The organism is Pseudomonas ekonensis (genome assembly GCF_019145435.1).
Classification (GTDB): Bacteria; Pseudomonadota; Gammaproteobacteria; order Pseudomonadales; family Pseudomonadaceae; genus Aquipseudomonas; species Aquipseudomonas ekonensis.
Genome location: NZ_JAHSTS010000002.1, coordinates 1 through 24,406, shown reverse-complemented (window position 1 = coordinate 24,406; position 24,406 = coordinate 1). Strand labels below are relative to the sequence as shown.

Sequence of the window (24,406 nt, the reverse complement as noted above, 5' to 3'; positions counted from 1 at the left end):
CTTGAAAATCACCCGCGTGACCGTCACCCCGATTGCCTTCCGCGATCCGCCGCTGCTCAACGCCAGCGGCATCCACGAACCCTTCGCGCTGCGTTCGATCATCGAGATCGAGAGCGACAACGGCTACATCGGCCTGGGCGAAAGCTACGGCGACGCCCCGGCGCTGGCGATCCAGCAGCAGTTGCAGGCGCAGTTGATCGGCCTCGACCCGTTCAACCTCAATCAGTTGCGCCGTATCGTGCAGGCCACCGTCGCCGCGAACAAACCCGCCAGCGTGGCCGGCGCCGAACTGGCCCCCGGCTCCCACGCCAGCAAAGCGGTGAGTAACGCCTACTCGGCGTTCGAAGTGGCGTTTCTCGACTTGCAGGCGCGCTACCTGAACGTGCCGTTGGTGGATCTGTTGGGCGGTGCGTTGCGCGATGAGGTGCCGTTCAGCGCCTACCTGTTCTTCAAGTACGCGCAGCACGTGGACTCGCCCTACAAGCCGGACGACTGGGGCGAGGCGCTGAGCGAACAGCAGATCGTCGCCCAGGCAGCGCGGATGATCGAGGCCTACGGCTTCAAGAGCATCAAGCTCAAGGCCGGCACCTTGCCGCCGGAGCACGAAGTGGCGTGCATCAAGGCGCTGAAGAGAGCGTTTCCCGGCCTGCCGCTGCGCATCGACCCCAACGGCAACTGGTCGCTGGAAACGTCCATCCGCATGGCCGAGCTGCTCGGCGACGATCTGCAGTACTACGAGGATCCGACCCCGGGCCTCGACGGCATGGCCGAGCTGCACAAACGCACCGGCCTGCCGCTGGCGACCAACATGGTGGTCACCGATTTCGACGAGTTCCGCCGCAGCGTCGAGCGGAACAGCGTGCAGATCGTGCTTGCCGACCACCATTACTGGGGCGGCCTGCGCGACACCCAGACCCTGGCGAAGATGTGCGACACCTTTGGCCTCGGCGTGTCGATGCACTCCAACTCGCACTTGGGCATCAGCCTGATGGCCATGGCCCATGTGGCCGCATCGGTGCCGAACCTCGATTACGCCTGCGACACCCACTATCCATGGCAAGCGCCGGACGAGGAGGTGATCAAGGGCGGCAAGCTGCCGATCGTCGGGGGCTGCGTGAAGATCACCCGTGCGGCGGGGCTGGGCGTCGAGCTCGATTACGCGCAACTGGGCAAGCTGCATGACCAATACCTGACCTGCGGGATCCGCCAGCGTGACGATGTGCGGCAAATGCAGCGGTACAAGCCGGACTGGAAAGCGGTCAAGCCAAGGTTCTGAGGACGCTTGGCCGCGAAAGCGTTTCCCGCTTCAGAGCGTCTGCACCAGCCAGTCCCGGAACGCCTTCAGCGACGGCAGCGATTCGTTGCGCGCCGGGTACACCAGGTAGTAGCTGCGGCGGCTGGTGATCGGTTCGCCCAGTTGCAGCAGCTCGCCGTTCTGCAGTTCGTCCTCCACCAGGATCCTGGGCACCAGGCCGACGCCGATGTTGGCGCGCACGGCTTGGATCAGGTGCGAGGTCATCTCGAAGCTCGGGCCGATGCGCATGCGGCGGTGGGGCAGCGCGTGATGGCTGAACCATTCGGCCCAGGCCTGGGCGTTGCTGCTGACATTGAGCAGCAGTTGGTCGGCGATCTGCCGCTCGGCGGCCTGGCGTTCGGTTTCGGTCAGTTGCGCACTGGCGATGGCCACCAGTTCTTCGGTGTGCAGGCGATGGGCCGTCAGGCCCGGCCAGTCGCCGCCGCCGACGCAGATCGCCGCGTCGATCTCGCTGGTGTCGAAGTCGATGGCTTCGATGCGCGAATGCAGGTGCACGGTCATGCCGGGGTGGGCGGTGTAGAAGTCCTTCAGGCGCGGCAGCAGCCATTTCGAGCCGAAGGTCGGCAGCGTCGCCAGCCGCAGGCTGTGGATGCCGGAGCCGAACGCCATGGCCTGCAAGGTGGCGCTGCGGATCTGGCCGAGGGCTTCGGCCAGCTCGCGCTGGTACATGCGCCCGACGTCGGTGAGGATCACCCGCCGGCCTTCGCGGGTGAACAGGCGCATGCCGAGCATCTTTTCCAGGATCTGCACCTGACGGCTGACCGCGCTCTGGGTCAGCGACAGCTCATGGGCGGCGCGGGTGTAGCTTTCGTGGCGGGCGGCGGCCTCAAAGGCCAGCAGCAACGACATCGAGGGGGTGAGGGTTCGCGGATTCATTCGTTTTGGTCATTAAAGTCGGGTCGAATTTACGTTTGTCGCAGACCGCCTCTGCAATGAACATGGGCGCCATGAGATGGCGGAGCCTGACGCAATCATTCGTTGCCTACAAGTGTTTACCGCCACAACGCCTTTTCTGACCGAGATGCCCCGACCCATGATTGCCCAGCTGTCGCCTGTCGCCGCCTTGAACGCCGATTACCAACGATTCCTTCAGGCCCTGAAGGATCAGGGCTTCAAGGGCGAAATCAGCGCCGACTACGCCAGCCGCGTGGTGCTGGCCACCGACAACTCGATCTACCAGCGCTTGCCGCAGGCGGCGGTGTTCCCTCGGGATGCCGATGATGTGGCGCTGCTGGCGCGGTTGATCGCCGAACCTGCCCATCGCCAGGTGGTGGTGACGCCACGGGGCGGCGGCACCGGCACCAACGGCCAGTCGCTGACCGACGGCCTCGTCGTCGACCTGTCGCGGCACATGAACCGCATCCTTGAGATCAACGTGGAGCAGCGCTGGGTGCGGGTGCAGGCGGGCGTGGTGAAAGACCAGCTCAACGCCGCGCTCAAGGCCTCCGGGCTGTTTTTCGCCCCGGAACTGTCCACCTCCAACCGCGCCACCGTCGGCGGGATGATCAACACCGACGCCAGCGGTCAGGGCAGCTGCACCTACGGCAAGACCCGCGACCACGTGCTGGAACTGCACATGGTGCTGCGCGGCGGCGAGCGCCTGCACGGGCATCCGTTGGCAGAGCCGCAGTTGGCCGAGCAGTGCGCCCGCCAGGATCGCGTCGGCGAGGTCTACCGTTGCGCGCGGCAGATCATCGACGAACAGAGCGAGCTGATCCGCGAACGCTTCCCCGACCTGAACCGTTGCCTGACCGGCTACGACCTGGCGCACCTGCGCGAGGCCGACGGGCGCTTCAACCTCAACAGCGTGCTGTGCGGCGCCGAGGGCTCGCTGGGGTTCGTGGTGGAAGCCAAGCTCAACGTGCTGCCGATCCCCAAGCACACGATGCTGGTGAACATCCGCTACGCCGGCTTCATGGAGGCCCTGCGCGATGCCCGGGCGCTGATGGCGCTCAAGCCGCTGTCGATCGAGACCGTGGACTCCAAAGTGCTGATGCTGGCGATGCAGGACATCGTCTGGCACGGCGTCGCCGAATACTTTCCGGAAAGCGCCGACCAGCCGACCCGGGGCATCAACCTGGTGGAGTTCTGCGGCGATGACCCGGACGACCTGCAACGCCGGGTCGAGGCCTTCCTCGGGCACCTGGGCAGCGACGCCACGGTGCAGCGCCTGGGCCACACGCTCGCGGTGGGCCAGGCGGCGGTGAACAAGGTCTACGGCATGCGCAAGCGGGCGGTGGGCCTGCTCGGCAACGTTGCCGGCGAGGCACGGCCGCAGCCGTTCGTCGAGGACACCGCCGTGCCGCCGCAGCACCTGGCCGAGTACATCGCCGAACTGCGCGACCTGCTCGACAGCCACCATTTGCAATACGGCATGTTCGGCCACGTCGATGCCGGCGTGCTGCACGTGCGGCCGATCCTCGACATGAAGGATCCGCAGCAGGCGGCGCTGGTGCGCCCGGTGTCCGACGGCGTGGCCGCGCTGACCCAACGCTACGGCGGCCTGCTGTGGGGCGAGCACGGCAAGGGCCTGCGTTCGGAATACGCGCCGGCGTTCTTCGGCGACCTGTACCCGGCGCTGCAAGCGCTGAAGGCGGCGTTCGACCCGTTCAACCAGTTCAACCCCGGCAAGATCGCCACCCCGGATATCCCCGGCGCCGCCTTGCTGAAGATCGACGAAGTGACCCTGCGCGGCGAGCTGGACCGGCAGATCGACGAAAAGGTCTGGCAGGACTACGGCGCGGCGATGCACTGCAACGGCAACGGCGCCTGCTACAACTTCGATCCGGACGACGCCATGTGCCCGTCGTGGAAGGCCACCCGCCAGCGTGCGCAATCGCCCAAGGGCCGGGCGTCGCTGATCCGCGAATGGCTGCGCCTGCAAGGCGCGGCCGGGGTCGATGTGCTGGCTGAAGGCACGCGCCGGCCGCCGTTTTTCGCCAACCTGTTGCAGCGCTGGCGCAACGGCCGCAGCGAGGGCGCGGACTTCTCCCATGAGGTGTACGACGCCATGGCCGGTTGCCTGGCGTGCAAGTCCTGCGCGGGGCAGTGCCCGGTGAAGATCAACGTGCCGGACTTCCGTTCGCGTTTCCTGGAGCTATACCACACCCGCTACCTGCGGCCGCTGCGCGATTACCTGATCGCCTCGCTGGAGTACAGCATGCCGTTCCTGGCGCGGGTGCCGCTGATCTACAACGGTGTGATGGGGTCGGCGTTCAGCCGGCGGATGCTGGAGCGCCTCGGCGGCATGGTCGATGTGCCGCTGCTCAGCCGTTTCGACTTCCATGGGGCGATGCGTCGTTGGCACGTGCAGCCGGCCACGGTGCCGGTGCTGTCGGCGCTGACCCAGGCGCAGCGCGAACGCAGCGTGGTGCTGGTGCAGGATGCGTTCACCCGTTACTTCGAGGCGCCGCTGCTGGCGGACCTGGTCGAGCTGATCTCGCGCCTGGGCTATCAGGTTTACCTGGCGCCGTTCAGCGCCAACGGCAAGCCGCTGCATGTGCAGGGCTTCCTGTCGGCGTTCAACCGTGCGGCGTTGCGCAACGCCGGGCAGTTGCGCGGGTTGGCCGATCTCGGCGTGCAGTTGGTGGGACTGGATCCGGCCATGACCCTGGTCTATCGCCAGGAGTACCTCAAGGTGCCGGGGATGGAGCGCTGCCCGGAAGTGGCGCTGGTGCAGGAGTGGCTGCTCAAGGCGATGCCCGAGCGCAGCGGTTTGCCGGCGGTGGACGGCTTCCGCCTGTTGGCGCACTGCACTGAGAAGACCAACGCTGCGGCGGCGACCCGGCAGTGGGAGCAGGTGTTCGAACGTGTCGGCCTCAAGCTCGCGACCCAGGCGACCGGCTGCTGCGGGATGTCCGGCACCTACGGCCATGAGGCGCGCAACCGCGCAACCTCGGCGGTGATCTACGAACAGTCCTGGGCGCGGCAGGTCGAAGCGCCGGCGGAGCGGGGCGAGGCGCTGGCCACCGGCTATTCGTGCCGCAGCCAGGCCAAGCGCCAGTCGGAGCGGGCGCTGCGCCATCCGTTGCAAGTGCTGCTGGAGCGTCTGCGCACCGTTTGAGGGCGGCTGGCCGTTCATCGACACATTAGTGTTATAAAGTAACGCAAATTCGGGGCCCTCCGCTGTCGGCCCCGGTCGGATTCTCTTTCGATTGCGATACCGCCATGACCTTTACCGCTTCCCAAACCCTCCCGCCGGTGACCGGCCGCCTGCTGTCGATCGACGCGCTCAGGGGCCTGGTCATCCTGTTCATGTTGCTGGATCACGTGCGTGAAACCTTTTTGCTGCACCGTCAGGTCAGCGATCCGATGGACATCGCCGTCACGGAGCCCGACCTGTTCTTCAGCCGTACCCTGGCGCACTTGTGCGCGCCGGTGTTCGTGCTGCTGACCGGGCTGTCGGCCTGGCTGTTCGGCGAGAAACACGCGGGCAAAGCGGCGGTCAGCGCCTTTCTGTTCAAGCGCGGGCTGTTTCTGGTGGTGCTCGAGTTCACCCTGGTCAACTTCGCCTGGACCTTCCAGCTGCCGCCGAGCGTGATCTACCTGCAAGTGATCTGGGCCATCGGCCTGAGCATGATCGCGCTGTCGCTGCTGGTCTGGCTGCCCCGTTGGCTGTTGCTGGCCCTGAGCCTGGTGCTCATCGCCGGGCACAACCTGCTGGATGGCGTGCACTTCGCCAAGGAATCGGCACTGCACGTGCCTTGGGCGATCCTGCATGACCGAGGCTGGATCGAAGTCAGCGAAAGCCTGCGCCTGCGCACGTCCTATCCGCTGTTGCCGTGGATCGGCGTGATCGGCCTGGGTTACGCCTTGGGGCCCTGGTTCGCCCGTGACGCCGATGCGGCCGTGCGCAAGTCCTGCCTGCTGCTGGCTGGTACCGCGGGGTTGCTGGGGTTCGCCGGGCTGCGCCTGCTCAACGGCTATGGCGAGAAGCCGTGGGCGTTCGGCGACAGCGCTGCGCAAACCCTGATGAGCTTTTTCAACATCACCAAATACCCGCCGTCGCTGCTGTTCATCGCGCTGACCATGGGCGTCGGCCTGTTGCTGTTGCGCGGCTTCGAACGCGCCGGGGAGCGGCGCTGGATCCGCTGGCTGACGGTGTTCGGTTCGGCGCCGATGTTTTTCTACCTGCTGCACCTGTATGCGCTGAAATTGCTCTACCTGATCGGGGTGGCGCTGTTCGGGCTCAACCAGGGCAGCCATTTCGGCTTTTCGTCCGTGGCGGCGGTATGGCTGACGGCGGTTGCGCTGGCGGTGGCGCTGTTCCCGGCGGTGCGCCGGTTTTCGTTGCTGAAGGCCCGGCGCAAGGACATCGCCTGGCTGAAGTACCTGTAGCGACCTCAGCCGGCCTTGCCCGTGCGGGCAAAGTCGATGAAGGCCCGCAGCGGCGCCGGCACATGGCGTCGGCTCGGGTAGTACAGGTGCAGGCCGGGGTAGTGCGGGCACCAGTCGCCGAGCGCCTGCACCAGCCGCCCGGCAGCCAGGTGCCCGCTGACCATGCCTTCGAACACGTAGGCCAGCCCCGCGCCTTGCAGCGCCGGGCCCACCATCAGGCTCACATCGCCCAGGGTCAGCGGGCCGTTGACCTCGATTTCCTGGGCGATGCCGCCGCGCTCGAACTCCCAGCGGTACAGCGTGCCGCTGGGGAAGCGGTGACGGATGCACGGCAACCCGTGCAGATCCCCAGGCTTGCGCGGCATGGCGTGCCGCTCGAAAAACGCCGGCGACCCGACCACCACCGAGCGCAGGGACGGGCCGATGGGCACTGAGACCATGTCCGCCTCCAGTCGGTTGCCGAAGCGCACACCGGCATCGAAGCCCCCCGCGACGATGTCCAGCAGGGCGTCGCTGTCGATGACTTCCACGCGAATGTCCGGATAGGCCTGCAGGAAATCGCTGACGATGGGCAGCAGCACCAACTCACAGGCCTGGCGCCCGGCGCTGATGCGCAAGGTGCCGGAGGGTTTGTCGCGGAACCGGTTGAGGTCCTCCAGCGCATCGTCGATGTCGCGGAACGCCGGCTGCAGCCGCGCCTGCAGGCGTTCGCCGGCCTCGGTCAGGGCCACGCTGCGGGTGGTGCGGTTGAACAGGCGCACGCCCAGGCGGCTCTCCAGGGTGCGCAGCGCATGGCTCAGGGCCGAAGGGGTCAGCCCCAGCTCGACCGCTGCGCGGCTGAAATTCAGGTGCCGGGCGATGCACAGGAACATCGACAGGTCAGTGGTGGACGGTTGTTTCATTTGTGAGTGCCTTTCACAAAGCCATGCGAATTTGCTGGGATTATCACATCAGTAGCACGGCCTTACAGTTCGCTCAACTCATCGAGAAGGCCCGGCACTTTCGCCAAGGCCGCTGACAGGAGGAGTTGATATGCGTACCTGGCTCATTACTGGCGCTTCCCGTGGTTTTGGTTCCCTGATCGCGGAACACGCCCTGCGTGCCGGCGACGCGGTGATCGCCACCGCCCGCAAACCGCAAGACATCACCGACCGCCTCGGCGAGCACCCGAACCTGCTGGCCGTGCGGCTGGACGTCACCCGCGAGGACGAAGCCCATCAAGCGGTGGCGCAAGGCATCAAACGTTTCGGCCGCATCGACGTGCTGATCAACAATGCCGGTTTCGGCGTGCTGGGGGCAGTGGAAGAAACCAGCGCCAGCGAAACCGAGCGGCTGTTCGCCACCAACGTGTTCGGCCTGCTCAACGTGACCCGCGCGGTGCTGCCGCACATGCGTGCCCGGCGCAGCGGGCGGGTGATCAACATTTCGTCCATCGGTGGCTACCAGGCTTACATGGGCTGGGGCGTGTACGGCTCCACCAAGTTCGCGGTAGAGGGCATCAGCGAAGCGCTGCATCAGGAACTGGCGCCGTTGGGCATCCATGCGACGGTGGTCGAACCGGGCTTCTTCCGCACCGATTTCCTGGACGAGCAATCGTTGATCAAGACCGCACTGGTGCTGCCGGACTACGACGACACCGTGGGCAAGATGCGCACCTTCGCCGAAGCCGCCAACCATGCGCAGCCGGGGGATCCGGTGAAGTTCGCCGAAGCGATGCTGGCGCTGGCCGATGCCCCGAACCCGCCGCAGCGGCTGGCGCTGGGCAGCGACACGGTGGCGCGGATCGAAGCGAAGAACCGCCTGGTGGCGCAGGAACTGGCCGAGTGGCAGGCGCTGGCGCTGTCCACCGACTTCAAGGCTGACTGAGGAAATGCCGACTCGGCAATGACCTTGTGGCGAGGGAGCTTGCTCCCGCCGGACTGCGCAGCCGTCCCGCTGACAAAAGCGGGGCCGCTTCGCGACCCAGCGGGAGCAAGCTCCCTCGCCACAGTTTTGGGCAGGATCAGCGGCGGTCCAGCCACACGGTCTGCGCATTGCAGAACTCGCGCACGCCGAAGTGCGACAGTTCACGGCCGAAGCCGCTCTTCTTCACGCCGCCGAAGGTCACCCGGGGGTCGCTGGCGGAGTAGCCGTTGATGAACACGCCGCCGGTTTCCAGCTCACTGGTCAGTTGCTGGGCCAGCGGGACGTTGGCGGTGTAGATCGTCGCGGTCAGGCCGAACTCGCTGTCGTTGGCCAGGGCCACGGCGTGGGCGCAGTCGCGGGCGGTGATGATCGACGCCACCGGGCCGAACAGTTCCTGCTTGAACGAAGTCATGCGGTCGGTGACGTTGGCCAGCACGGTCGGCTCGTAGTAGTTGCCCGGCCCCTGGGCCTTGCCGCCGCCCAGCAGCAGGGTGGCGCCTTCCTCGAGGGTGGCGCGCACTTGCCCATCGAGTTCGTCACGCAGGTCGAAGCGGGCCATCGGGCCGATGTAGGTCTCGGCCGCCAGCGGATCGCCCATCACCAGTCGGCGGGTGGCTTCGACGAACCGGCGGGTGAATTCCTCGACCACGCCTTCTTCGACGATCAGGCGCTTGGCGGCGGCGCACACTTGCCCGGAGTTCTGGTAGCGGCCGATCACGGCGGCTTGCACGGCTTCGTCCAGGTCGGCGTCGTTGAGCACGATGAACGGGTCGGAACCGCCCAGTTCCAGCACGCATTTCTTCAGCGCGGCACCGGCCTGCGCACCGATGGCCATGCCGGCGCGCACGCTGCCGGTGAGGGTGACGGCGGCGATGCGCGGGTCGGCGATGGCTTTGGAGACGCCTTCTGGGGTGACGTTGATGACTTCGAACACACCGTCGGCGAAACCGGCGCGGGTGAACGCATCACGCAGCAGGTAGGCGCTGCCCATCACGTTCGGCGCATGTTTGAGCACGTAGGTGTTGCCGGCGATCAGCGCCGGTACCGCGCCGCGCAGCACTTGCCAGATCGGGAAGTTCCACGGCATCACCGCCAGGATCGGGCCCAGCGGACGGTATTCGATGCGCGCCTTGCCGCCTTCGACCAGGGTCGGTTCGGCGTCGAGCATCGCCGGGCCGTGTTCGGCGTACCACTCGCAGAGCCTGGCGCATTTCTCGATTTCGCCGCGGGCCTGGGCGATCGGCTTGCCCATTTCCTGGGTGATCAGGGTGGCCATGGCTTCGGCGTTGTCGCGCAGGGCACCGGCCAGGGCGGTCAGGGCACGGGAGCGGTCCTGCAGCGGTTTGCGCTTCCACTTGCCGAAGCCGAAGGCGGCGCGGGTCAGGGCGGCGTCAAGGGCGGCATCGGATTCGAACGCGTAATGGCCGATCTGCTCGCCCGTGGCGGGGTTGACGGAAATGGCGTGGGTCAGGCTGGAAATCGGGCTCATGGCATCGTCCTGCGAGGTCAGTGGATGGGCCCAAGAGTAGGGTGGCATTCGTTTTCTGGAAACTGAATAATAAAGAGCGTTTCTTTCACGATTGGAGAATGATCATGGATCTGGTGCAGCTGGAAATCTTCAAGGCCGTGGCCGAGCACGGCAGCATCAGCGCTGCGGCGGCGCAGATCCATCGGGTGCCGTCGAACCTGACGACCCGGATCAAGCAGCTTGAGCAGGACCTGGGCGTCGAACTGTTCATCCGCGAGAAAAGCCGTCTGCGCCTGTCACCGGCCGGCTGGAGTTTTCTGGAATACGCGCGGCGCATCCTCGACCTGGTGCAGGAGGCCCGGGCCACCGTGGCGGGGGAGGAGCCCCAGGGCGCGTTCCCGCTGGGTTCGCTGGAAAGCACGGCGGCGGTGCGCATTCCCGAGTTGCTGGCGGCCTATAACCAGCAATACGCCAAGGTCGATCTGGACCTGTCCACCGGGCCGTCCGGGACGATGATCGATGGCGTGCTGTCCGGCCGGTTGGCGGCGGCGTTCGTCGACGGCCCGGTGCTGCACCCGGCCCTGGAGGGGATCCCGGCGTTCGAGGAGGAAATGGTGGTGATCGCACCGCTGCACCATGGGCCGATCGGGCGGGCGGCGGACGTCAACGGCGAGAGCATCTACGCTTTCCGCGCCAACTGCTCCTACCGCCATCACTTCGAAAAGTGGTTCAGCACCGACGCTGCGGTGCCCGGCAAGATCTTCGAGATGGAGTCCTACCACGGCATGCTCGCCTGCGTCAGCGCCGGCGCCGGCCTGGCCCTGATGCCGCGCAGCATGCTGCAGAGCATGCCCGGCTGCGCCACCGTGAGCGTGTGGCCGCTGGCGGCGGACTTTCGCTACCTGACCACCTGGCTGGTGTGGCGGCGCGGCACCGTATCGCGCAGCCTGAGCAGTTTTGTGAGGCTGCTGGAGGCGCGCGGGGTGGTGCGGGCACAGAGTGATTGACACTTTGTGTCATTGCTCGGTTAGTATCGCAATATACAAATGTATATAGCGCAATCGATGCGCGTTCTGGCAAAAGGAATGAGCGATGAACACAACCTTGAGCGGCAAAGAAGCGGTCGGCGAGCGGTTTGCGCTGGCGTCGATGGGGCAGGCGCAACGCCTGACCTGGCAAGCGGTGGAGCGGATCGCCGAGGTCATCCGGCCCGGCATGCTCGAATCCGAGGCCCAGGCGTTGGGCAAACAGATACTTGCCGAGTTGGGCATGGAACGGATCTGGCACCCGCTGCTGATCCGCTTCGGCGCCAACACCCTCAAGACCTTCAAGCAGCGCTCCGACGGCGACCCGGTGCTGGGCGAGAACGACATCTTCTTCATCGACATGGGCGTGGTCTGGCAGGGCCACGAAGGCGATGCCGGGGCGACGTTCACCACCGGCGCCGATCCGCAGATGATCGCTTGCGCGGCGGCCGCCAAGACACTGTTCGACCGGGTCGAGGCTTACTGGCGCGAAGGCGTCGCAGGCACTGAGCTGTACCGGTACGCCACCGATCAGGCGCAGGCCATGGGCTGGACGCTGAACCTGGACATCAAGGGGCATCGGGTCAGCGATTTTCCCCACGCGATCCATCGGGGCGGCGACCTGGGCCATTTCGAGGGCGCGCCAAGCCCCGGCGTGTGGATCCTGGAGATCCAGATCGCCCACCCCGAACTGCCTTACGGTGCTTTTTATGAAGATCTGCTGATCTGATCCTCGCGCAGGCGATCAATCGACTGCGCAAACCGGGCTATTGTTTTCCTACGGCGCCCTTCAGGGTTCTGTTGCAGGCGCAGTCAAGCTCGGCGCTGTAGTTGTTTTTATACAGCGATAGCTTTGACTATGCGCTCCGTTTCCTAACCTATAAGTCAAGAAAAAGGATGCCCGTCATGAAAGTCAGTGCTCGCAACGTGTTCAAGGGCCAGGTCACGCTGGTCAAGGAAGGCGCGGTCAACGCCGAGGTCGTCCTGACCCTGGCCGGTGGTGAACAACTGGTCGCCGTGGTCACTCTGGAAAGCATCAAGTCCCTGGGCATCGCGGTCGGCAAGCAAGCGGTGGCGCTGGTCAAGGCGCCCTGGGTGATGCTGATGACCGACGCCGAAGGCATCCGCCTGTCGGCCCGCAACTGCCTGCAGGGCAAGGTGCTGAGCGTGACCGACGGCGCGGTCAACGCCGAAGTGGTGATCGAGCTCTCCGGCGGATCGAAAGTCTATTCCATCGTCACCCGCGACGCCGTCAACGAACTGGGACTGGCGGCGGGCGTCAGCGCCACGGCGGTGATCAAGGCGTCCCACATCATCCTCGGCGTTCCGGCCTGACCGGACGCACCCAAGCCCGGTCCGATGCAGCGTCGGACCGGGCTTTTTCATGGCCTGGGATTAGAGACCGCCCGCCAGCGTCGCCTCCGACAGCCGCCGGCGGTAGGCGCTGTCCCGTGTCGCCAGCCAGAAGTACAGCGGCGACGTCACCAGCAGCCCCACCAGCCAGGACAGGTCCGCGCCGTCGATGTGCACCGACACCGGGCCCACGTACAGCGGCGTGTTCATGAACGGGATCTGCACCGCGATGCCGATGGCGTAGGCCAGCAGCGCTTGCGGGTTGTAGCGGCCGTAGCGGCCGCCGTCGACCCGGAAGATCGAGCCGATGTCGTACTGGCCTTTGTGGATGGCGTAGAAGTCGATCAGGTTGATCGCCGTCCACGGCACCAGCACCACCAGCAGCACCAGCACCATGTCGACGAAATGGCCGATGAAGTGCGCCGAGGCGCCGACGGCGGTGAAGCAGCAGGCCGACAGGACGATGACCGAGATCACCGCGCGGCTGCGGGCGGTGGGGATCCAGCGCCAGGCGAAGGTCTGCACCAGGGTGATGATCGACAGCACCGCGCCGTACAGGTTGAGCGCGTTGTGGCTGATCACGCTGAGCAGGAACAGCACCAGCATCAGCGGGCCGATGGCGCCGGTGGCGAGTTTCACCGCGTCCATGGTGTCCATGCCGGCCGGGGTCGCCAGCACCGCGACGGCGCCGAACACGAACGACAGGCTGGAGCCCAGCGCCGACCCCAGGTAGGTGGTCCAGAACGTGGCGGCCACCGGCACGTCGGCCGGCAGGTAGCGCGAGTAGTCCGACACATAGGGCGCGAATGCGATCTGCCACAGCGCCGCCAGCGACACCGTGGCCAGCCAACCGGACAGGTTGAAGCCGCCGCGGGTGAGGAAATCGTCGGTCTGGATGTGGGTCAGGATGTAGCCGAAGCCGACCATGATGCCGATCCCCAGCACCCAGGTGCCGATGCGGTTGAGCACGTGGATGAAGCGGTAGCCGATGATGCCGATGACGCCCGAGCCGAGGGCGCCGATCACGATGCCGACCGGCACCGGCACGCTGTCGGCCACGCCGTGCAGGGACTTGCCGGCCAGGACGATGTTGGAGGCGAAGAAGCCGATGTACATCACCCCGGCGATCACCACCACCAGCAAGGCGCCGAGGGAGCCGAACTGGGCGCGGCTCTGGATCATCTGCGGGATGCCCATCTGCGGGCCCTGGGCCGAGTGCAGCGCCATCAGCACGCCGCCCACCAGGTGGCCGACCAGGATGGCGACGATGCCCCACACCAGGTTCAAGTGGAACAGCTGCACGCCGAGGGCGCCGGTGACGATGGGCAGCGGCGCGATGTTGCCGCCGAACCAGAGGGTGAACAGGTCGCGCACCTTTCCGTGGCGGTCCTGCGGCGGCACGTAGCCGATGGTGTGCTTTTCAATGAGCGGTGCGGCGTTTGTTGCTGAGGTGGCCATGACGAACTCCAAGGCAAGGACGAGTACGTGGACGTACTTCGGTGAGCGCCGGCGCGGCCGGCGCATTTCTTGTCGGGTCGATCATGTGCAATGGCGCGGGGGAGATAAATTAGTAGATTTGTTGCTTCAGACCTTAAAAAAACTGGCCCCGCGGATCGGTTTCAAAGGCTCTGGGACGGGGCTTTCAGGCACGCAAACGACAACGCAGCCGGCCCCGGGCGGGGGCGGCTGTCGCTTGTCCGTCACGCGGTTCAGCCGCGCAGGGAGGCCAGCATCCGTTGCAGCATCGCGTCACAGGCGTCGAGCTGCGCGAGGCTGACGAACTCGTCCGGCTTGTGCCCCTGATCCATGCTGCCGGGGCCGCACACCACGGTCGGGATCCCGACTGCGTCGAACAGGCCGCCCTCGGTGCCGAATGCCACCGTGCCGAAATCCTCGCGGCCGCAGAACGCGGCGATCAGTTGCGCGGCCTGGCTCTTGGCGTCGGTGGCCAGGCCCGGATAGGCCGACAGCTCGCTGAAACGGATATCGCTCTGCGCGCTGACCGCCCGCATGCGCGGCAGCATCTGTTGTTCGGCGTAGGCCTTGAGTCGTTCGGCGACCTCGCCCGGATCCTGCGAGGGCAGGGCGCGGACCTCGAAATCGAAACGGCAGTCGGCGGGGACGATGTTCAATGCCTTGCCGCCGCTGATCACTCCGGCCTGCACCGTTGAGAAGGGCGGGTCGAAACGCCGGTCGTGATGCTCAGGCGCCTTGAGCCCCTGGCCGATGCGCCCCAGTTCGCCGATCAGCTCGGCCGCGCACTCGATGGCGTTCACCCCCTGCGGCGCATAGGCCGAATGGCAGGCGTGGCCGTGGACATCGCAGCGCATCGCCAGCTTGCCCTTGTGGCCGAGCACCGGTTTGAGTCCGGTGGGTTCGCCGATGATGCACAGCAGCGGTTTGACCGGGCGTCGCTCCAGCACCTTGAGCAGCGAACGCACGCCGAGGCAGCCGACCTCTTCGTCGTAGGACAGGGCGATGTGCACCGGTTTGCTCAGCGGCGCCTCCACCAGCGCCGGCACCAGCGCCAGCACGCAGGCGATGTAGCCCTTCATGTCGGCGGTGCCGCGGCCGTAGAGCTTGCCGTCGCGCCGGGTCAGCTCGAACGGCGGCACCGTCCAGGGCTGGCCGTCGGCGGGCACCACGTCGGTGTGCCCCGACAGCACGATGCCGGGCCGGTCGGAGGGCCCGACCGTGGCGAACAGGTTGGCCTTGCTGCGCTCGTCGTTGTAGACCAGCTCGCAAGGCACGTCGAAACGCGCCAGGTAGTCGCGCACGAAACCGATCAGTTGCAGGTTGGATTCGCGGCTGGTGGTGTCGAACCCCACCAGCGTCGCCAGCAGTTCGGCGCTGGCGCTCATCGGTCGTCTCCGGCCACGCCGTAGCCCGGCGCCTTCGCAGGATCCAGGGCGCGGTCGATGTAGTCCTGCAACTGCGGGCGATAGCCTTCCCACAGGGCCTGCAATTGGCCGATGGGGTCTTCGTCGGCCCAGTCCACCCGCAGGTTGACGATGGGCCAGGTCAGTTCGCCGACCACCACGACCGCCGCCGAATGCACCGGGCCCGCTTCGCCGCCCAAGGCCTGGCCGGCCTGCAACGCGCCGATCAGGCGGTCGGCCAACTGGCCTTCGCCGTCCTCGAACGCCCGCACCATGGCCTCGATCACCGAAGGGCCGGCGAGCATGTTGCCGGCGGCCACGCATTGCTCGCCCGCCACGGCGTTGTGCGTGCCCAGGGTTTGCCCGCCGCTGAAGTGCGCGGTCTGGCCGAGGTGGTTGATCGCGGTGATCTGGCGGTACTGGCTGTAGCCGTTGCGGGTCAGCGCCTTGTCCAGCGCGGCGTCCGGGGCCAGCCCCTGTTCCATCAGCGCGAGGACTTCAGGGCCCAGGGACGGCAGGGTGATGTTCTGGGTCGATACCGCGCCCACGCCCGGCAGCAGCCAGGGGCAGCGGGCGCCGACGGCGATGCTCGACGAGCTGATGGCGATGCCGAACTGGCCGGTCTCCGGGCAGCGGGCGGCGATGGAAAATGTCATGTCTCTAACTCCTGTTCGACTTGAGAGCGGGGGGCAGGCAAGCCCGCTCCCGCAGGGTTCAGCGGCGGGCGGGCAAGCGTGGCGGTTTGCTGCGTTACTCGGGGATCACCGCCACCACATCGATCTCCATCAGCCACTGCGGCTGCCCCAACGCCGAGACCACCAGCCCGGTGGAGATCGGGAACACGCCCTTGAGCCACTTGCCGACCTCCTGGTACACCGGCTCGCGGTAGCGCGGGTCGATCAGGTAGGTGGTGGTCTTGACGATGTGGCTCAGGTCGCTGCCGGCCTCTTCCAGCAGTTGCTTGACGTTGCGCATGGCTTGCTCGGCCTGGGCGCGGGGGTCGCCGAGGCCGATCAGGTTGCCGTCGAAGTCGGTGCCGACCTGGCCGCGCACGTACACGGTGTTGCCGGCGCGCACGGCCTGGCACAGGTCGTTGTCCAGGGTCTGGTTGGGGTAGGTGTCCTTGGTGTTGAACATGCGGATGCGGGTGTGGGTGGGCTGGGCCATGTGAAACTCCTGACGAAAAGGTGCCCGGCGCGACGGGCGCCGGGACGCGAAGGGAAGGTCAAGCGTCGACGGTGTCGGTGTTCTTGCGGGGGGCTGCCGCGCGCTGGTCGGCGTCGCGGTAGGCCAGGTACTTGCGCTGGGTGGCGATGTGGTCGGCCACGTGCTTGGCGTCGTGCCACACGCCCCAGATGAACGAGGAGCCACGGCGGGACTGCCACGGCAGGCCGAGGAAGTACACGCCCGGTTCGCTGGACACCCCGCGCTGGTGCTGCGGCTTGCCCTGGTCGTCGAACGCGGCGACCTTCAGCCACGAATAGTCCACGGCGAACCCGGTGGCCCAGATGATCGAGGTGACGCCGGCGGCAGCCAGGTCCAGATCCGCCAGCGGTTGCTTCACGCACTCGGGATCCGGATAGGATTCCCGGGCCTCGGGCTCCGGCGGCAGATCCAGGCCGTTGCGTTCGATGTAGGCGTCGGCGGCGTCGAGCAGCGCCAGGTAGTTCTCGTCGCCGCGCTTGAGGTTGTCCGCCAGGTCTTGCCTGAACGTCACCACGCCGTCCTTGAACGATTCGGTCACGCCCACCAGGGTCATGCCACGGTGGGCCAGGCCCCGGAAGTCGATGGTGCGTCCGCCGTGGGCGCCGCTCACGGCGATGGTCACGTGCTCGCGGCCCGGTTTCATGGCGGCCTGGTCCCACTCGCCGAGCACGCCCAGCCACCAGCAGAAATCACGGTTGCGGTAGGCGCGGGGCGGGCGGTCATGGGCGCCGACCGACAGGAACACTTGCCTGCCCGAACGCTGCAGCTCATCGGCGATCTGCACGCCGGAGGAACCTGCGCCGACCACCAGCACCGCGCCGTCCGGCAGTTGCTGCGGGTTGCGGTAGTCGGCCGAGTGGATCTGCAGCAGGCGTGCGTCCTGCGGGGCGATCGGCGGGATCACCGGGCGCTGGAACGGGCCGGTGGCGGCCACCACGCGGGCCGCCTCGATCACGCCCTCGGAGGTCTCGACGGTGAAGCCCGGCCGCCCGACATTGCGCACCACGCGCTTGACCTCGACGCCGGTGCGGATCGGCGCGTTGAATTTTTTCGCATAGGCCTCGAAGTAATCGGCCACGCGGTCCTTGTGGGCGAAACCGTCAGGATCGACATCGTCGAATTCCATCCCCGGAAAACGGTCGTGCCAGGCCGGGCCGTTGGCCACCAGCGAGTCCCAGCGGCCGGTGCGCCAGCGTTCGGCGATGCGGCTGCGCTCCAGCACCAGGTGCGGGACGCCGAGCTTGCCCAGGTGTTCGCTCATGGCCACACCCGCTTGACCGGCACCGACGACAAGCGTGTCTGTTTTTATTGTTTCAGTGGTCATCTCTCATCCCTTTTCACGAGGCAATTGGATTCAGGCGGCGTGCGGCCTGCTCTCTGTGCTTGGGATCAGACTAGGGTCGGGGTGGCCATCGGTAAAATATTATTAAGCTGGGATCTGAGCATAAATTGCTGATGCAACCGCCCGCCCGCCACGGCCCGGAACACCGAAAGCGTTCGGTGATCGACCGTTCGACGGGCCGCCGATTGTCGCTGCCGCCACGCCGGCGTACTGTGGACGGCATCCGTGAAAACCTGACAAGAACGAGTGCCCTCCATGGACAGCCGCCTGCTGAGCGAGCGCAGCAGCGTGTTTCACCACGCTGACCCGTATGCCGTGTCCGATTACGTCAACCGGCACGTCGGTCAGCATCTCATCGGACTGGCCAAGACCGCCCATCCCCAGGCCAGCCTCAACCACCGCAAGTTCGCCGAGCTGGACCTGTGCCGCATCAGCTACGGCGGCAGCGTGCGGGTCACCTCCCTGGCGCTGGAAACGGTCTATCACCTGCAAGTGCTGCTGCAGGGCAACTGCCTGTGGCGCGGGCACAAGCGCGAACAGCATCTGGTGCCGGGCGAACTGCTGCTGATCAACCCGGACGATCCGGTCGACCTCACGTACTCCGACGACTGCGAGAAGTTCATCCTCAAGGTGCCGGTCAGCGTGCTGGAGTCGGTGTGCGACGAGCAGCGGTGGCTGCGCCCGTCCGACGGCATCCGCTTCCGGCGCAACCACTACCGGCTCGACGACCTGGAAGGCTTCACGTCGTTGCTCGGCATGATCTGCCAGGAAGCCGAAGCCAGCGATCCGTTGCTGCGGGTGCAGGAGCACTATGTGCAGATCATCGGCAGCAAGTTGCTGTCGCTGCTCGACACCAATGTCAGCCGCGAACCCTTGAACGCGCCGTCGGCCAGCCTGGAGCGGATCCTGGCGTTCATCGAGCGCAACCTCAAGCAGGACCTGAGCGCCGAAAGCCTGGCCGCGCAGGCGCGCATGAGCCCGCGTTCTCTGTACGCGCTGTTCGAGCGCCAACTGGGCGTCACGCCGATGCAGCACATCCGCCAGCGCAAGCTGGCGCGCATCCACGCCTGCCTCACCGACCCGAGCTGCCCGGTGCGCAACCTCACCGAACTGGCGCTGGACTACGGCTTCCTGCACCTGGGCCGCTTCTCCGACAGCTACCGCCAGCAGTTCGGCGAACTGCCGTCCCACACCTTCAAGCGCCGCCACTGATTCCCCGCCCCCCTGAAACACCTGCCGCGCCGTCCTGCGCAAAACGGATAGCGATGTGCAGGAATCGGCTATTGCGCCCGCCGTCGCCTCCCTAACCTGACCTGAACAATAACAATGGAGGCCCTGGCCATGTCCCTGGGAATCGACTACCTCACTGCCTTGCTCGAAGAAGACAAGGAGCAGGGTGCCTACCGCTGCAAGCGGGAGATGTTCACCGATCCGCGGCTGTTCGAGCTGGAAATGGCGCACATCTTCGAAGGCAACTGGATCTACCTGGCCCACGAAAGCCAGATCCCGCGCAACAACGATTACCTGACCCTCACCATGGGCCGCCAGCCGGTCTTCATCGCGCGCAACAAGGACGGCGTGCTCAACGCTTTCCTCAATGCCTGCAGCCACCGCGGCGCCATGCTCTGCCGGCACAAGTCCGGCAACCGTTCCAGCTACACCTGCCCGTTCCACGGCTGGACGTTCAACAACAGCGGCAAGCTGCTCAAGGTCAAGGATCCCGCCGAGGCGGGCTACCCCGAAGGCTTCAACTGCGAAGGCTCCCACGACTTGACCCGCGTAGCGCGCTTCGAGTCCTACCGCGGCTTCCTGTTCGGCAGCCTCAACCCCGACGTGAAGCCCCTTGCCGAGCACCTGGGCGAGTCGGCGCGGATCATCGACATGATCGTCGACCAATCCCCCGAAGGCCTGGAAGTGCTGCGCGGTTCCAGTTCCTACATCTACGAAGGCAACTGGAAACTCACCGCCGAAAACGGCGCCGACGGCTACCACGTCAGCTCCGTGCACTGGAACTACGCCGCCACCCAGAACCAGCGCCAGCAACGCGAGGCCGGTGAAGAGATCAAGACCATGAGCGCCGGCAGCTGGGCGAAGAAGGGCGGCGGCTTCTACTCCTTCGACCACGGCCACCTGCTGCTCTGGACCCGCTGGGCCAACCCTGAGGACCGTCCCGCCTACGAGCGCCGCGACGAGCTGGCCCGGGATTTCGGCCAGGCCCGCGCCGACTGGATGATCGAGAACTCGCGCAACCTGTGCCTGTACCCCAACGTGTACCTGATGGATCAGTTCAGTTCGCAGATCCGCATCGCCCGACCGATCGCCGTGGACAAGACCGAGATCACCATCTACTGCATTGCCCCCAAAGGCGAGAGCGCCGAGGCCCGGGCCAAACGCATCCGCCAGTACGAAGACTTCTTCAACGTCAGCGGCATGGCCACGCCGGACGACCTGGAAGAGTTCCGCTCCTGCCAGACCGGCTACGGCGCCGGACGCGGCTGGAACGACATGTCCCGCGGGGCGGCCCATTGGGTGGAGGGCGCCGATGCCGCCGCCGAAGAGATCGGCCTCAAGCCGCTGCTGTCCGGGGTGCGCACCGAGGACGAAGGCCTGTTCGTGCTGCAGCACAAGTACTGGCAGGAAACGATGCTCAAGGCCGTGTCCGCCGAACCGCAGCTGATCCCCGTGGAGGCCGTGCCATGAACAGCCTCTACGACACCGTGCGCGATTTCCTCTACCGCGAGGCCCGTTATCTGGACGACGCCCAGTGGGACCGTTGGCTGGAGCTCTATGCCGCCGACGCCAGCTTCTGGATGCCGGCCTGGGACGACAGCGACACGCTCACCGAAGACCCGCAGAGCGAGATCTCGCTGATCTGGTACGGCAACCGCGGCGGCCTCGAAGACCGGGTGTTCCGGATCAAGACCGAGCGCTCCAGCGCCACCGTTCCCGACACCCGCACCTCGCACAACCTGAGCAACATCGAGATCGTCGGGCAGGGCGAAGGCCAATGCCAGGTGCGCTTCAACTGGCACACGCTGAGCTTCCGCTACCAGGTCACCGACAGCTATTTCGGCACCAGCTTCTACACCCTCGACCTGCGCGGCGAACAGCCGCTGATCAAGGCCAAGAAGGTGGTGCTGAAAAACGATTACGTCCGTCAGGTCATCGACATTTACCACATCTGACCGAGACGGCGCGGGCCTTGGCCGTTGGCCGGCCCGGCGCCGTGAGCGAGGTGCAACATGGGTTTTCGCATCGCATTGAATTTCGAGGACGGGGTCACCCGCTTCATCGAGGCCGACGGCCAGGAAACCGTCGCCGACGCGGCGTACCGCCAAGGCATCAACATCCCGCTGGACTGCCGCGACGGCGCCTGCGGCACCTGCAAGTGCTTCGCCGAATCCGGGCGTTACGCCCTGGGCGACAACTTCATCGAGGACGCCTTGAGCGAGGACGAACTCGCCCGGGGCTATGTGCTCACCTGCCAGATGCGCGCCGAGAGCGACTGCGTGGTGCGGGTGCCGGCCGGCTCCCAGGTCTGCAAGACCGGGCAGGCCAGTTTCCAGGCCACGATCAGCGACGTGCGCCAGCTCTCCGAGAGCACCATCGCCCTGTCGGTCAAGGGCGAGTCCCTCAGCCGGCTGGCGTTCCTGCCGGGCCAGTACGTCAACCTGCAAGTGCCGGGCAGCGACCAGAGCCGGGCCTATTCCTTCAGCTCGTTGCCCAAGGACGGCGAAGTCAGCTTCCTGATCCGCAACGTGCCCGGCGGCCTGATGAGCCGCTTCCTCACCGGCCTGGCCAAGGCCGGCGACAGCATGACCCTGGCAGGTCCGCTGGGCAGTTTCTACCTGCGCGAGATCAAGCGGCCGCTGCTGCTGTTGGCCGGCGGTACGGGGCTGGCGCCGTTCACCGCGATGCTGGAGCGGATCGCCGAGGAGGGCAGCGCCTACCCGGTGCACCTGATCTACGGCGTCACCCATGACTTCGACCTGGTCGAGCTCGACCGCCTCGACGCCTTCGCCGCACGCATTCCCGGCTTCAGCTACGGCGCCTGCGTGGCCAGCCCCGAGAGCCGGCATCCGCTCAAGGGCTACGTCACCCAGCACATCGAGCCGCGCCACCTCAACGACGGCGACGTCGACGTGTACCTGTGCGGCCCGCCGCCGATGGTCGAGGCGGTCAGCCAACACATCCGCGAGCAGGGCGTCACCCCGGCCAATTTCTACTACGAGAAGTTCGCCGCCGCGGCGGCCTGAGCCTTGCGCCGAACCTGAGCCTGATGCTGGAGAACACCATGAACAACAGATTCGCTGACAAGGTCGCGCTGGTCACCGGCGCCGCGCAAGGCATCGGTCGCCGGGTGTGCGAACGCTTGCTGGAGGAGGGCGCCCGGGTAGTGGCCGTCGACCGTTCGACGCTGGTTCATGAACTGCAGGGCGAACACGTCCTGACATTGACCGCCGACCTTGAGCAGTACGCCGATTGCGCCCGGGCGACGGACGCCGCCATCGATGCCTTCGGGCGTCTCGACATCCTGGTCAACAACGTCGGCGGCACGATCTGGGCCAAGCCGTTCGAACACTACGAAACCGCGCAGATCGAAGCCGAAGTGCGCCGCTCGCTGTTCCCGACCCTGTGGTGCTGCCACGCGGCGTTGCCCCAGATGCTCAAGCAGGGGCGGGGCGCCATCGTCAACGTGTCGTCGATCGCCACCCGCAGCGTGAACCGCGTGCCCTACGGCGCGGCCAAGGGCGGCATCAATGCGCTGACCGCGTGCCTGGCGTTCGAGAACGCCGAGCGCGGCATCCGCGTCAACGCCACCGCACCCGGCGGCACCGAAGCGCCGCCGCGGCGCATCCCGCGCAACGCCGCGCAGCAGTCGGCGCAGGAGCAGGCCTGGTATCAGGAGATCGTCGCGCAGACCCTCGACAGCAGCCTGATGAAACGCTACGGCACCCTCGACGAACAGGTCGGCGCGATCCTGTTCCTCGCCTCCGACGAGGCCTCCTACATCACCGGCGTGACCCTGCCGGTCGGTGGCGGCGACCTCGGTTGAACACGTTGAAACGGACATTGAAATGAACCCAATCCTGATCGAAAGCCTGGCGGCGGTGATCGTCGACCTGCCGACCATTCGCCCGCACAAACTGGCGATGCACACGATGCAGAACCAGACCCTGGTGATCCTGCGCCTGCGTTGCAGCGACGGTATCGAAGGCATCGGCGAGGCCACCACCATCGGCGGCCTGGCCTACGGCAACGAGAGCCCGGAAAGCATCAAGGCCAACATCGACGCGCACCTGGCGCCGGCCCTGGCCGGCCTGGACGCCTGCAACATCAACGCCGCCATGCAGACCCTGGACAAGATCGCCAAGGGCAACACCTTCGCCAAGTCCGGCATCGAAAGTGCCTTGCTCGACGCCCAGGGCAAGCGCCTCGGCCTGCCGGTCAGCGAACTGCTCGGCGGCCGGGTGCGCGACAGCCTGGAAGTGGCCTGGACACTGGCCAGCGGCGACACCGCCCGGGACATCGCCGAGGCCGAGCAGATGCTGGAAGCGCGCCGGCACCGTATCTTCAAGCTGAAGATCGGCGCCAACCCGCTGGAGCAGGACCTGGCCCATGCGCTGGCGATCAAACGGGCCCTGGGCGACCGCGCCAGCGTGCGGGTCGATGTCAACCAGTACTGGGACGAGTCCCAGGCGATCCGTGGCTGCCGGGTGCTCGGCGACAACGGCATCGACCTGATCGAGCAGCCGATCTCGCGGGTCAACCGCGCAGGCCAGGTGCGCCTCAACCAGCGCAGCCCGGCGCCGGTCATGGCCGACGAATCCATCGAAAGCGTCGAGGACGCCTTCAGCCTCGCGGCGGACGGCGCGGCCAGCGTGTTCGCCCTGAAAATCGCCAAGAACGGCGGCCCCCGCGCGGTGTTGCGCACCGCGCAGATCGCCGAGGCCTGCGGCATCGCCCTGTACGGCGGCACCATGCTCGAAGGCTCGGTGGGCACCCTGGCTTCGGCCCACGCGTTCCTCACCCTGCGGCAGCTGACCTGGGGCACCGAGCTGTTCGGCCCGCTGCTGCTGACCGAAGACATCGTCACCGAAGCGCCGCAGTACCGCGATTTCCACCTGCACATTCCCCGCACGCCGGGCCTGGGCCTGACGCTGGACGAAGCGCGCCTGGCGCGGTTCCGCCGTGCCTGAACCGAAGGAGAGAGCACCATGCTGTTCCACGTAAAGATGACTGTGAAGCTGCCCGCCGACATGGATCCGGCCCTTGCCGCGCGGCTCAAGGCCGACGAGAAGGAACTTGCCCGGCGCCTCCAGCACGAAGGCCTGTGGCGGCACCTGTGGCGCATCGCCGGGCACTACGCCAACTACAGCGTGTTCGACGTGCCCAGCGTCGAGACGCTGCACGACACCCTGATGCGCCTGCCGCTGTTTCCGTACATGGACATCGAGATCGACGGGCTCTGCCGCCATCCGTCGTCGATCCACGAGGACGACCGCTGACCCTGTGCACACCCGTCCCCCTGTGGGAGCGGGCTTGCCCGCGATGGCGGTGGATCAGTGACGGATG

The 24,406-nt window shown here is 66.5% G+C and carries 22 protein-coding genes; 14 read left to right on the top strand and 8 right to left on the bottom strand.

Annotation, left to right across the window (positions count from 1 at the left end; all coding sequences use genetic code 11):
* Position 1: 1 nt before the first annotated feature.
* Positions 2 to 1,276 (top strand): glucarate dehydratase family protein, encoded by a 1,275-nt coding sequence (locus KVG96_RS12960; RefSeq protein WP_217892503.1) that lies wholly within the window; start codon positions 2 to 4, stop codon positions 1,274 to 1,276.
* A 30-nt stretch (positions 1,277 to 1,306) separates the two neighbouring features.
* Here KVG96_RS12960 and KVG96_RS12955 read toward each other — a convergent pair whose 3' ends face one another.
* Complete coding sequence (locus KVG96_RS12955; RefSeq protein ID WP_217892502.1) at positions 1,307 to 2,191, bottom strand: LysR substrate-binding domain-containing protein; 885 nt, start codon at positions 2,189 to 2,191, stop codon at positions 1,307 to 1,309.
* Positions 2,192 to 2,348: 157 nt separating this feature from the next.
* Here KVG96_RS12955 and ydiJ point away from each other — a divergent pair, with 157 nt between their 5' ends.
* Together ydiJ and KVG96_RS12945 are read left to right on the top strand one after the other, a co-directional pair.
* Positions 2,349 to 5,378, top strand: a complete 3,030-nt coding sequence (gene ydiJ, locus KVG96_RS12950; protein WP_217892501.1) for a D-2-hydroxyglutarate dehydrogenase YdiJ — start codon at positions 2,349 to 2,351, stop codon at positions 5,376 to 5,378.
* Positions 5,379 to 5,482: 104 nt separating this feature from the next.
* Positions 5,483 to 6,652 carry an acetyltransferase domain-containing protein gene (locus tag KVG96_RS12945; RefSeq protein ID WP_217892500.1) on the top strand — a complete coding sequence of 390 codons (1,170 nt, stop codon included), beginning with the start codon at positions 5,483 to 5,485 and terminating at the stop codon, positions 6,650 to 6,652.
* Between the two features lie 5 nt (positions 6,653 to 6,657).
* On the opposite strand, the gene KVG96_RS12940 is transcribed toward KVG96_RS12945, so the two are convergent.
* Positions 6,658 to 7,554, bottom strand: a complete 897-nt coding sequence (locus KVG96_RS12940) for a LysR family transcriptional regulator (RefSeq protein ID WP_217892499.1) — start codon at positions 7,552 to 7,554, stop codon at positions 6,658 to 6,660.
* A gap of 130 nt (positions 7,555 to 7,684) precedes the next feature.
* Between KVG96_RS12940 and KVG96_RS12935 the strand changes: the two genes are divergently transcribed.
* Positions 7,685 to 8,518, top strand: a complete 834-nt coding sequence (locus KVG96_RS12935; protein WP_217892498.1) for an oxidoreductase — start codon at positions 7,685 to 7,687, stop codon at positions 8,516 to 8,518.
* Positions 8,519 to 8,654: 136 nt separating this feature from the next.
* On the opposite strand, the gene KVG96_RS12930 is transcribed toward KVG96_RS12935, so the two are convergent.
* Positions 8,655 to 10,046: an aldehyde dehydrogenase family protein gene (locus tag KVG96_RS12930; protein ID WP_217892497.1), complete on the bottom strand. Its 1,392-nt coding sequence runs from the start codon at positions 10,044 to 10,046 to the stop codon at positions 8,655 to 8,657.
* Positions 10,047 to 10,150: 104 nt separating this feature from the next.
* On the opposite strand from KVG96_RS12930, the gene ptrR reads away from it, so the two are divergent.
* The 3 genes from ptrR (at position 10,151) to KVG96_RS12915 (ending at position 12,385) form a co-directional block, all read left to right on the top strand.
* Complete coding sequence (ptrR, locus tag KVG96_RS12925; protein ID WP_217892496.1) at positions 10,151 to 11,032, top strand: putrescine utilization regulator PtrR; 882 nt, start codon at positions 10,151 to 10,153, stop codon at positions 11,030 to 11,032.
* A gap of 85 nt (positions 11,033 to 11,117) precedes the next feature.
* On the top strand, positions 11,118 to 11,780 hold the full coding sequence (locus tag KVG96_RS12920; protein WP_217892495.1) for a M24 family metallopeptidase: 663 nt from the start codon (positions 11,118 to 11,120) through the stop codon (positions 11,778 to 11,780).
* A gap of 176 nt (positions 11,781 to 11,956) precedes the next feature.
* Positions 11,957 to 12,385, top strand: a complete 429-nt coding sequence (locus KVG96_RS12915) for a TOBE domain-containing protein (RefSeq protein WP_217892494.1) — start codon at positions 11,957 to 11,959, stop codon at positions 12,383 to 12,385.
* A gap of 60 nt (positions 12,386 to 12,445) precedes the next feature.
* Here the strand turns inward: KVG96_RS12915 and KVG96_RS12910 are convergent, their stop codons facing one another.
* From KVG96_RS12910 to KVG96_RS12890, 5 genes are all read right to left on the bottom strand, one after another.
* Entirely contained in the window at positions 12,446 to 13,861 is a 1,416-nt protein-coding gene (locus tag KVG96_RS12910; protein ID WP_217892493.1) for a purine-cytosine permease family protein, read from the bottom strand.
* Positions 13,862 to 14,112: 251 nt separating this feature from the next.
* Positions 14,113 to 15,264 carry an acetylornithine deacetylase gene (gene argE / locus KVG96_RS12905; RefSeq protein ID WP_217892492.1) on the bottom strand — a complete coding sequence of 384 codons (1,152 nt, stop codon included), beginning with the start codon at positions 15,262 to 15,264 and terminating at the stop codon, positions 14,113 to 14,115.
* A complete protein-coding gene (locus KVG96_RS12900; protein ID WP_217892491.1) occupies positions 15,261 to 15,938 on the bottom strand; it encodes a DUF1028 domain-containing protein in 678 nt (225 codons plus the stop codon). The genes argE and KVG96_RS12900 overlap by 4 nt, the downstream gene beginning before the upstream one ends.
* A 94-nt stretch (positions 15,939 to 16,032) precedes the next feature.
* On the bottom strand, positions 16,033 to 16,449 hold the full coding sequence (locus KVG96_RS12895) for a RidA family protein (RefSeq protein WP_085586482.1): 417 nt from the start codon (positions 16,447 to 16,449) through the stop codon (positions 16,033 to 16,035).
* Positions 16,450 to 16,507: 58 nt separating this feature from the next.
* Entirely contained in the window at positions 16,508 to 17,812 is a 1,305-nt protein-coding gene (locus KVG96_RS12890) for a flavin-containing monooxygenase (protein ID WP_217892490.1), read from the bottom strand.
* 273 nt (positions 17,813 to 18,085) lie between these two features.
* Here KVG96_RS12890 and KVG96_RS12885 point away from each other — a divergent pair, with 273 nt between their 5' ends.
* From KVG96_RS12885 to catC, 7 genes are all read left to right on the top strand, one after another.
* The gene (locus KVG96_RS12885; protein WP_217892489.1) at positions 18,086 to 19,042 is read left to right on the top strand and encodes an AraC family transcriptional regulator; all 957 of its coding nucleotides are present in this window, start codon (positions 18,086 to 18,088) and stop codon (positions 19,040 to 19,042) included.
* A gap of 129 nt (positions 19,043 to 19,171) precedes the next feature.
* Positions 19,172 to 20,530 (top strand): benzoate 1,2-dioxygenase large subunit, encoded by a 1,359-nt coding sequence (gene benA / locus KVG96_RS12880; RefSeq protein WP_217892488.1) that lies wholly within the window; start codon positions 19,172 to 19,174, stop codon positions 20,528 to 20,530.
* Positions 20,527 to 21,015 carry a benzoate 1,2-dioxygenase small subunit gene (benB, locus tag KVG96_RS12875; protein WP_217892487.1) on the top strand — a complete coding sequence of 163 codons (489 nt, stop codon included), beginning with the start codon at positions 20,527 to 20,529 and terminating at the stop codon, positions 21,013 to 21,015. The genes benA and benB overlap by 4 nt, the downstream gene beginning before the upstream one ends.
* 57 nt (positions 21,016 to 21,072) lie before the next feature.
* On the top strand, positions 21,073 to 22,086 hold the full coding sequence (gene benC / locus KVG96_RS12870) for a benzoate 1,2-dioxygenase electron transfer component BenC (RefSeq protein ID WP_217892486.1): 1,014 nt from the start codon (positions 21,073 to 21,075) through the stop codon (positions 22,084 to 22,086).
* Positions 22,087 to 22,124: 38 nt separating this feature from the next.
* Positions 22,125 to 22,886 (top strand): 1,6-dihydroxycyclohexa-2,4-diene-1-carboxylate dehydrogenase, encoded by a 762-nt coding sequence (locus KVG96_RS12865; protein ID WP_217892485.1) that lies wholly within the window; start codon positions 22,125 to 22,127, stop codon positions 22,884 to 22,886.
* A gap of 22 nt (positions 22,887 to 22,908) precedes the next feature.
* Entirely contained in the window at positions 22,909 to 24,030 is a 1,122-nt protein-coding gene (locus KVG96_RS12860) for a muconate cycloisomerase family protein (protein WP_217892484.1), read from the top strand.
* Positions 24,031 to 24,048: 18 nt separating this feature from the next.
* On the top strand, positions 24,049 to 24,339 hold the full coding sequence (gene catC / locus KVG96_RS12855; protein ID WP_217892483.1) for a muconolactone Delta-isomerase: 291 nt from the start codon (positions 24,049 to 24,051) through the stop codon (positions 24,337 to 24,339).
* Positions 24,340 to 24,406 lie beyond the last annotated feature (67 nt).

What these genes read in the sequence shown, in the direction of transcription:
- KVG96_RS12955 (WP_217892502.1), bottom strand. Translation starts at nt 2,191, where the DNA reads ATGAATCCGCGAACCCTCACCCCCTCGATGTCGTTGCTGCTGGCCTTT.
- ydiJ (WP_217892501.1), top strand. Translation starts at nt 2,349, where the DNA reads ATGATTGCCCAGCTGTCGCCTGTCGCCGCCTTGAACGCCGATTACCAA.
- KVG96_RS12945 (WP_217892500.1), top strand. Translation starts at nt 5,483, where the DNA reads ATGACCTTTACCGCTTCCCAAACCCTCCCGCCGGTGACCGGCCGCCTG.
- KVG96_RS12940 (WP_217892499.1), bottom strand. Translation starts at nt 7,554, where the DNA reads ATGAAACAACCGTCCACCACTGACCTGTCGATGTTCCTGTGCATCGCC.
- KVG96_RS12935 (WP_217892498.1), top strand. Translation starts at nt 7,685, where the DNA reads ATGCGTACCTGGCTCATTACTGGCGCTTCCCGTGGTTTTGGTTCCCTG.
- KVG96_RS12930 (WP_217892497.1), bottom strand. Translation starts at nt 10,046, where the DNA reads ATGAGCCCGATTTCCAGCCTGACCCACGCCATTTCCGTCAACCCCGCC.
- ptrR (WP_217892496.1), top strand. Translation starts at nt 10,151, where the DNA reads ATGGATCTGGTGCAGCTGGAAATCTTCAAGGCCGTGGCCGAGCACGGC.
- KVG96_RS12920 (WP_217892495.1), top strand. Translation starts at nt 11,118, where the DNA reads ATGAACACAACCTTGAGCGGCAAAGAAGCGGTCGGCGAGCGGTTTGCG.
- KVG96_RS12915 (WP_217892494.1), top strand. Translation starts at nt 11,957, where the DNA reads ATGAAAGTCAGTGCTCGCAACGTGTTCAAGGGCCAGGTCACGCTGGTC.
- KVG96_RS12910 (WP_217892493.1), bottom strand. Translation starts at nt 13,861, where the DNA reads ATGGCCACCTCAGCAACAAACGCCGCACCGCTCATTGAAAAGCACACC.
- argE (WP_217892492.1), bottom strand. Translation starts at nt 15,264, where the DNA reads ATGAGCGCCAGCGCCGAACTGCTGGCGACGCTGGTGGGGTTCGACACC.
- KVG96_RS12900 (WP_217892491.1), bottom strand. Translation starts at nt 15,938, where the DNA reads ATGACATTTTCCATCGCCGCCCGCTGCCCGGAGACCGGCCAGTTCGGC.
- KVG96_RS12895 (WP_085586482.1), bottom strand. Translation starts at nt 16,449, where the DNA reads ATGGCCCAGCCCACCCACACCCGCATCCGCATGTTCAACACCAAGGAC.
- KVG96_RS12890 (WP_217892490.1), bottom strand. Translation starts at nt 17,812, where the DNA reads ATGACCACTGAAACAATAAAAACAGACACGCTTGTCGTCGGTGCCGGT.
- KVG96_RS12885 (WP_217892489.1), top strand. Translation starts at nt 18,086, where the DNA reads ATGGACAGCCGCCTGCTGAGCGAGCGCAGCAGCGTGTTTCACCACGCT.
- benA (WP_217892488.1), top strand. Translation starts at nt 19,172, where the DNA reads ATGTCCCTGGGAATCGACTACCTCACTGCCTTGCTCGAAGAAGACAAG.
- benB (WP_217892487.1), top strand. Translation starts at nt 20,527, where the DNA reads ATGAACAGCCTCTACGACACCGTGCGCGATTTCCTCTACCGCGAGGCC.
- benC (WP_217892486.1), top strand. Translation starts at nt 21,073, where the DNA reads ATGGGTTTTCGCATCGCATTGAATTTCGAGGACGGGGTCACCCGCTTC.
- KVG96_RS12865 (WP_217892485.1), top strand. Translation starts at nt 22,125, where the DNA reads ATGAACAACAGATTCGCTGACAAGGTCGCGCTGGTCACCGGCGCCGCG.
- KVG96_RS12860 (WP_217892484.1), top strand. Translation starts at nt 22,909, where the DNA reads ATGAACCCAATCCTGATCGAAAGCCTGGCGGCGGTGATCGTCGACCTG.
- catC (WP_217892483.1), top strand. Translation starts at nt 24,049, where the DNA reads ATGCTGTTCCACGTAAAGATGACTGTGAAGCTGCCCGCCGACATGGAT.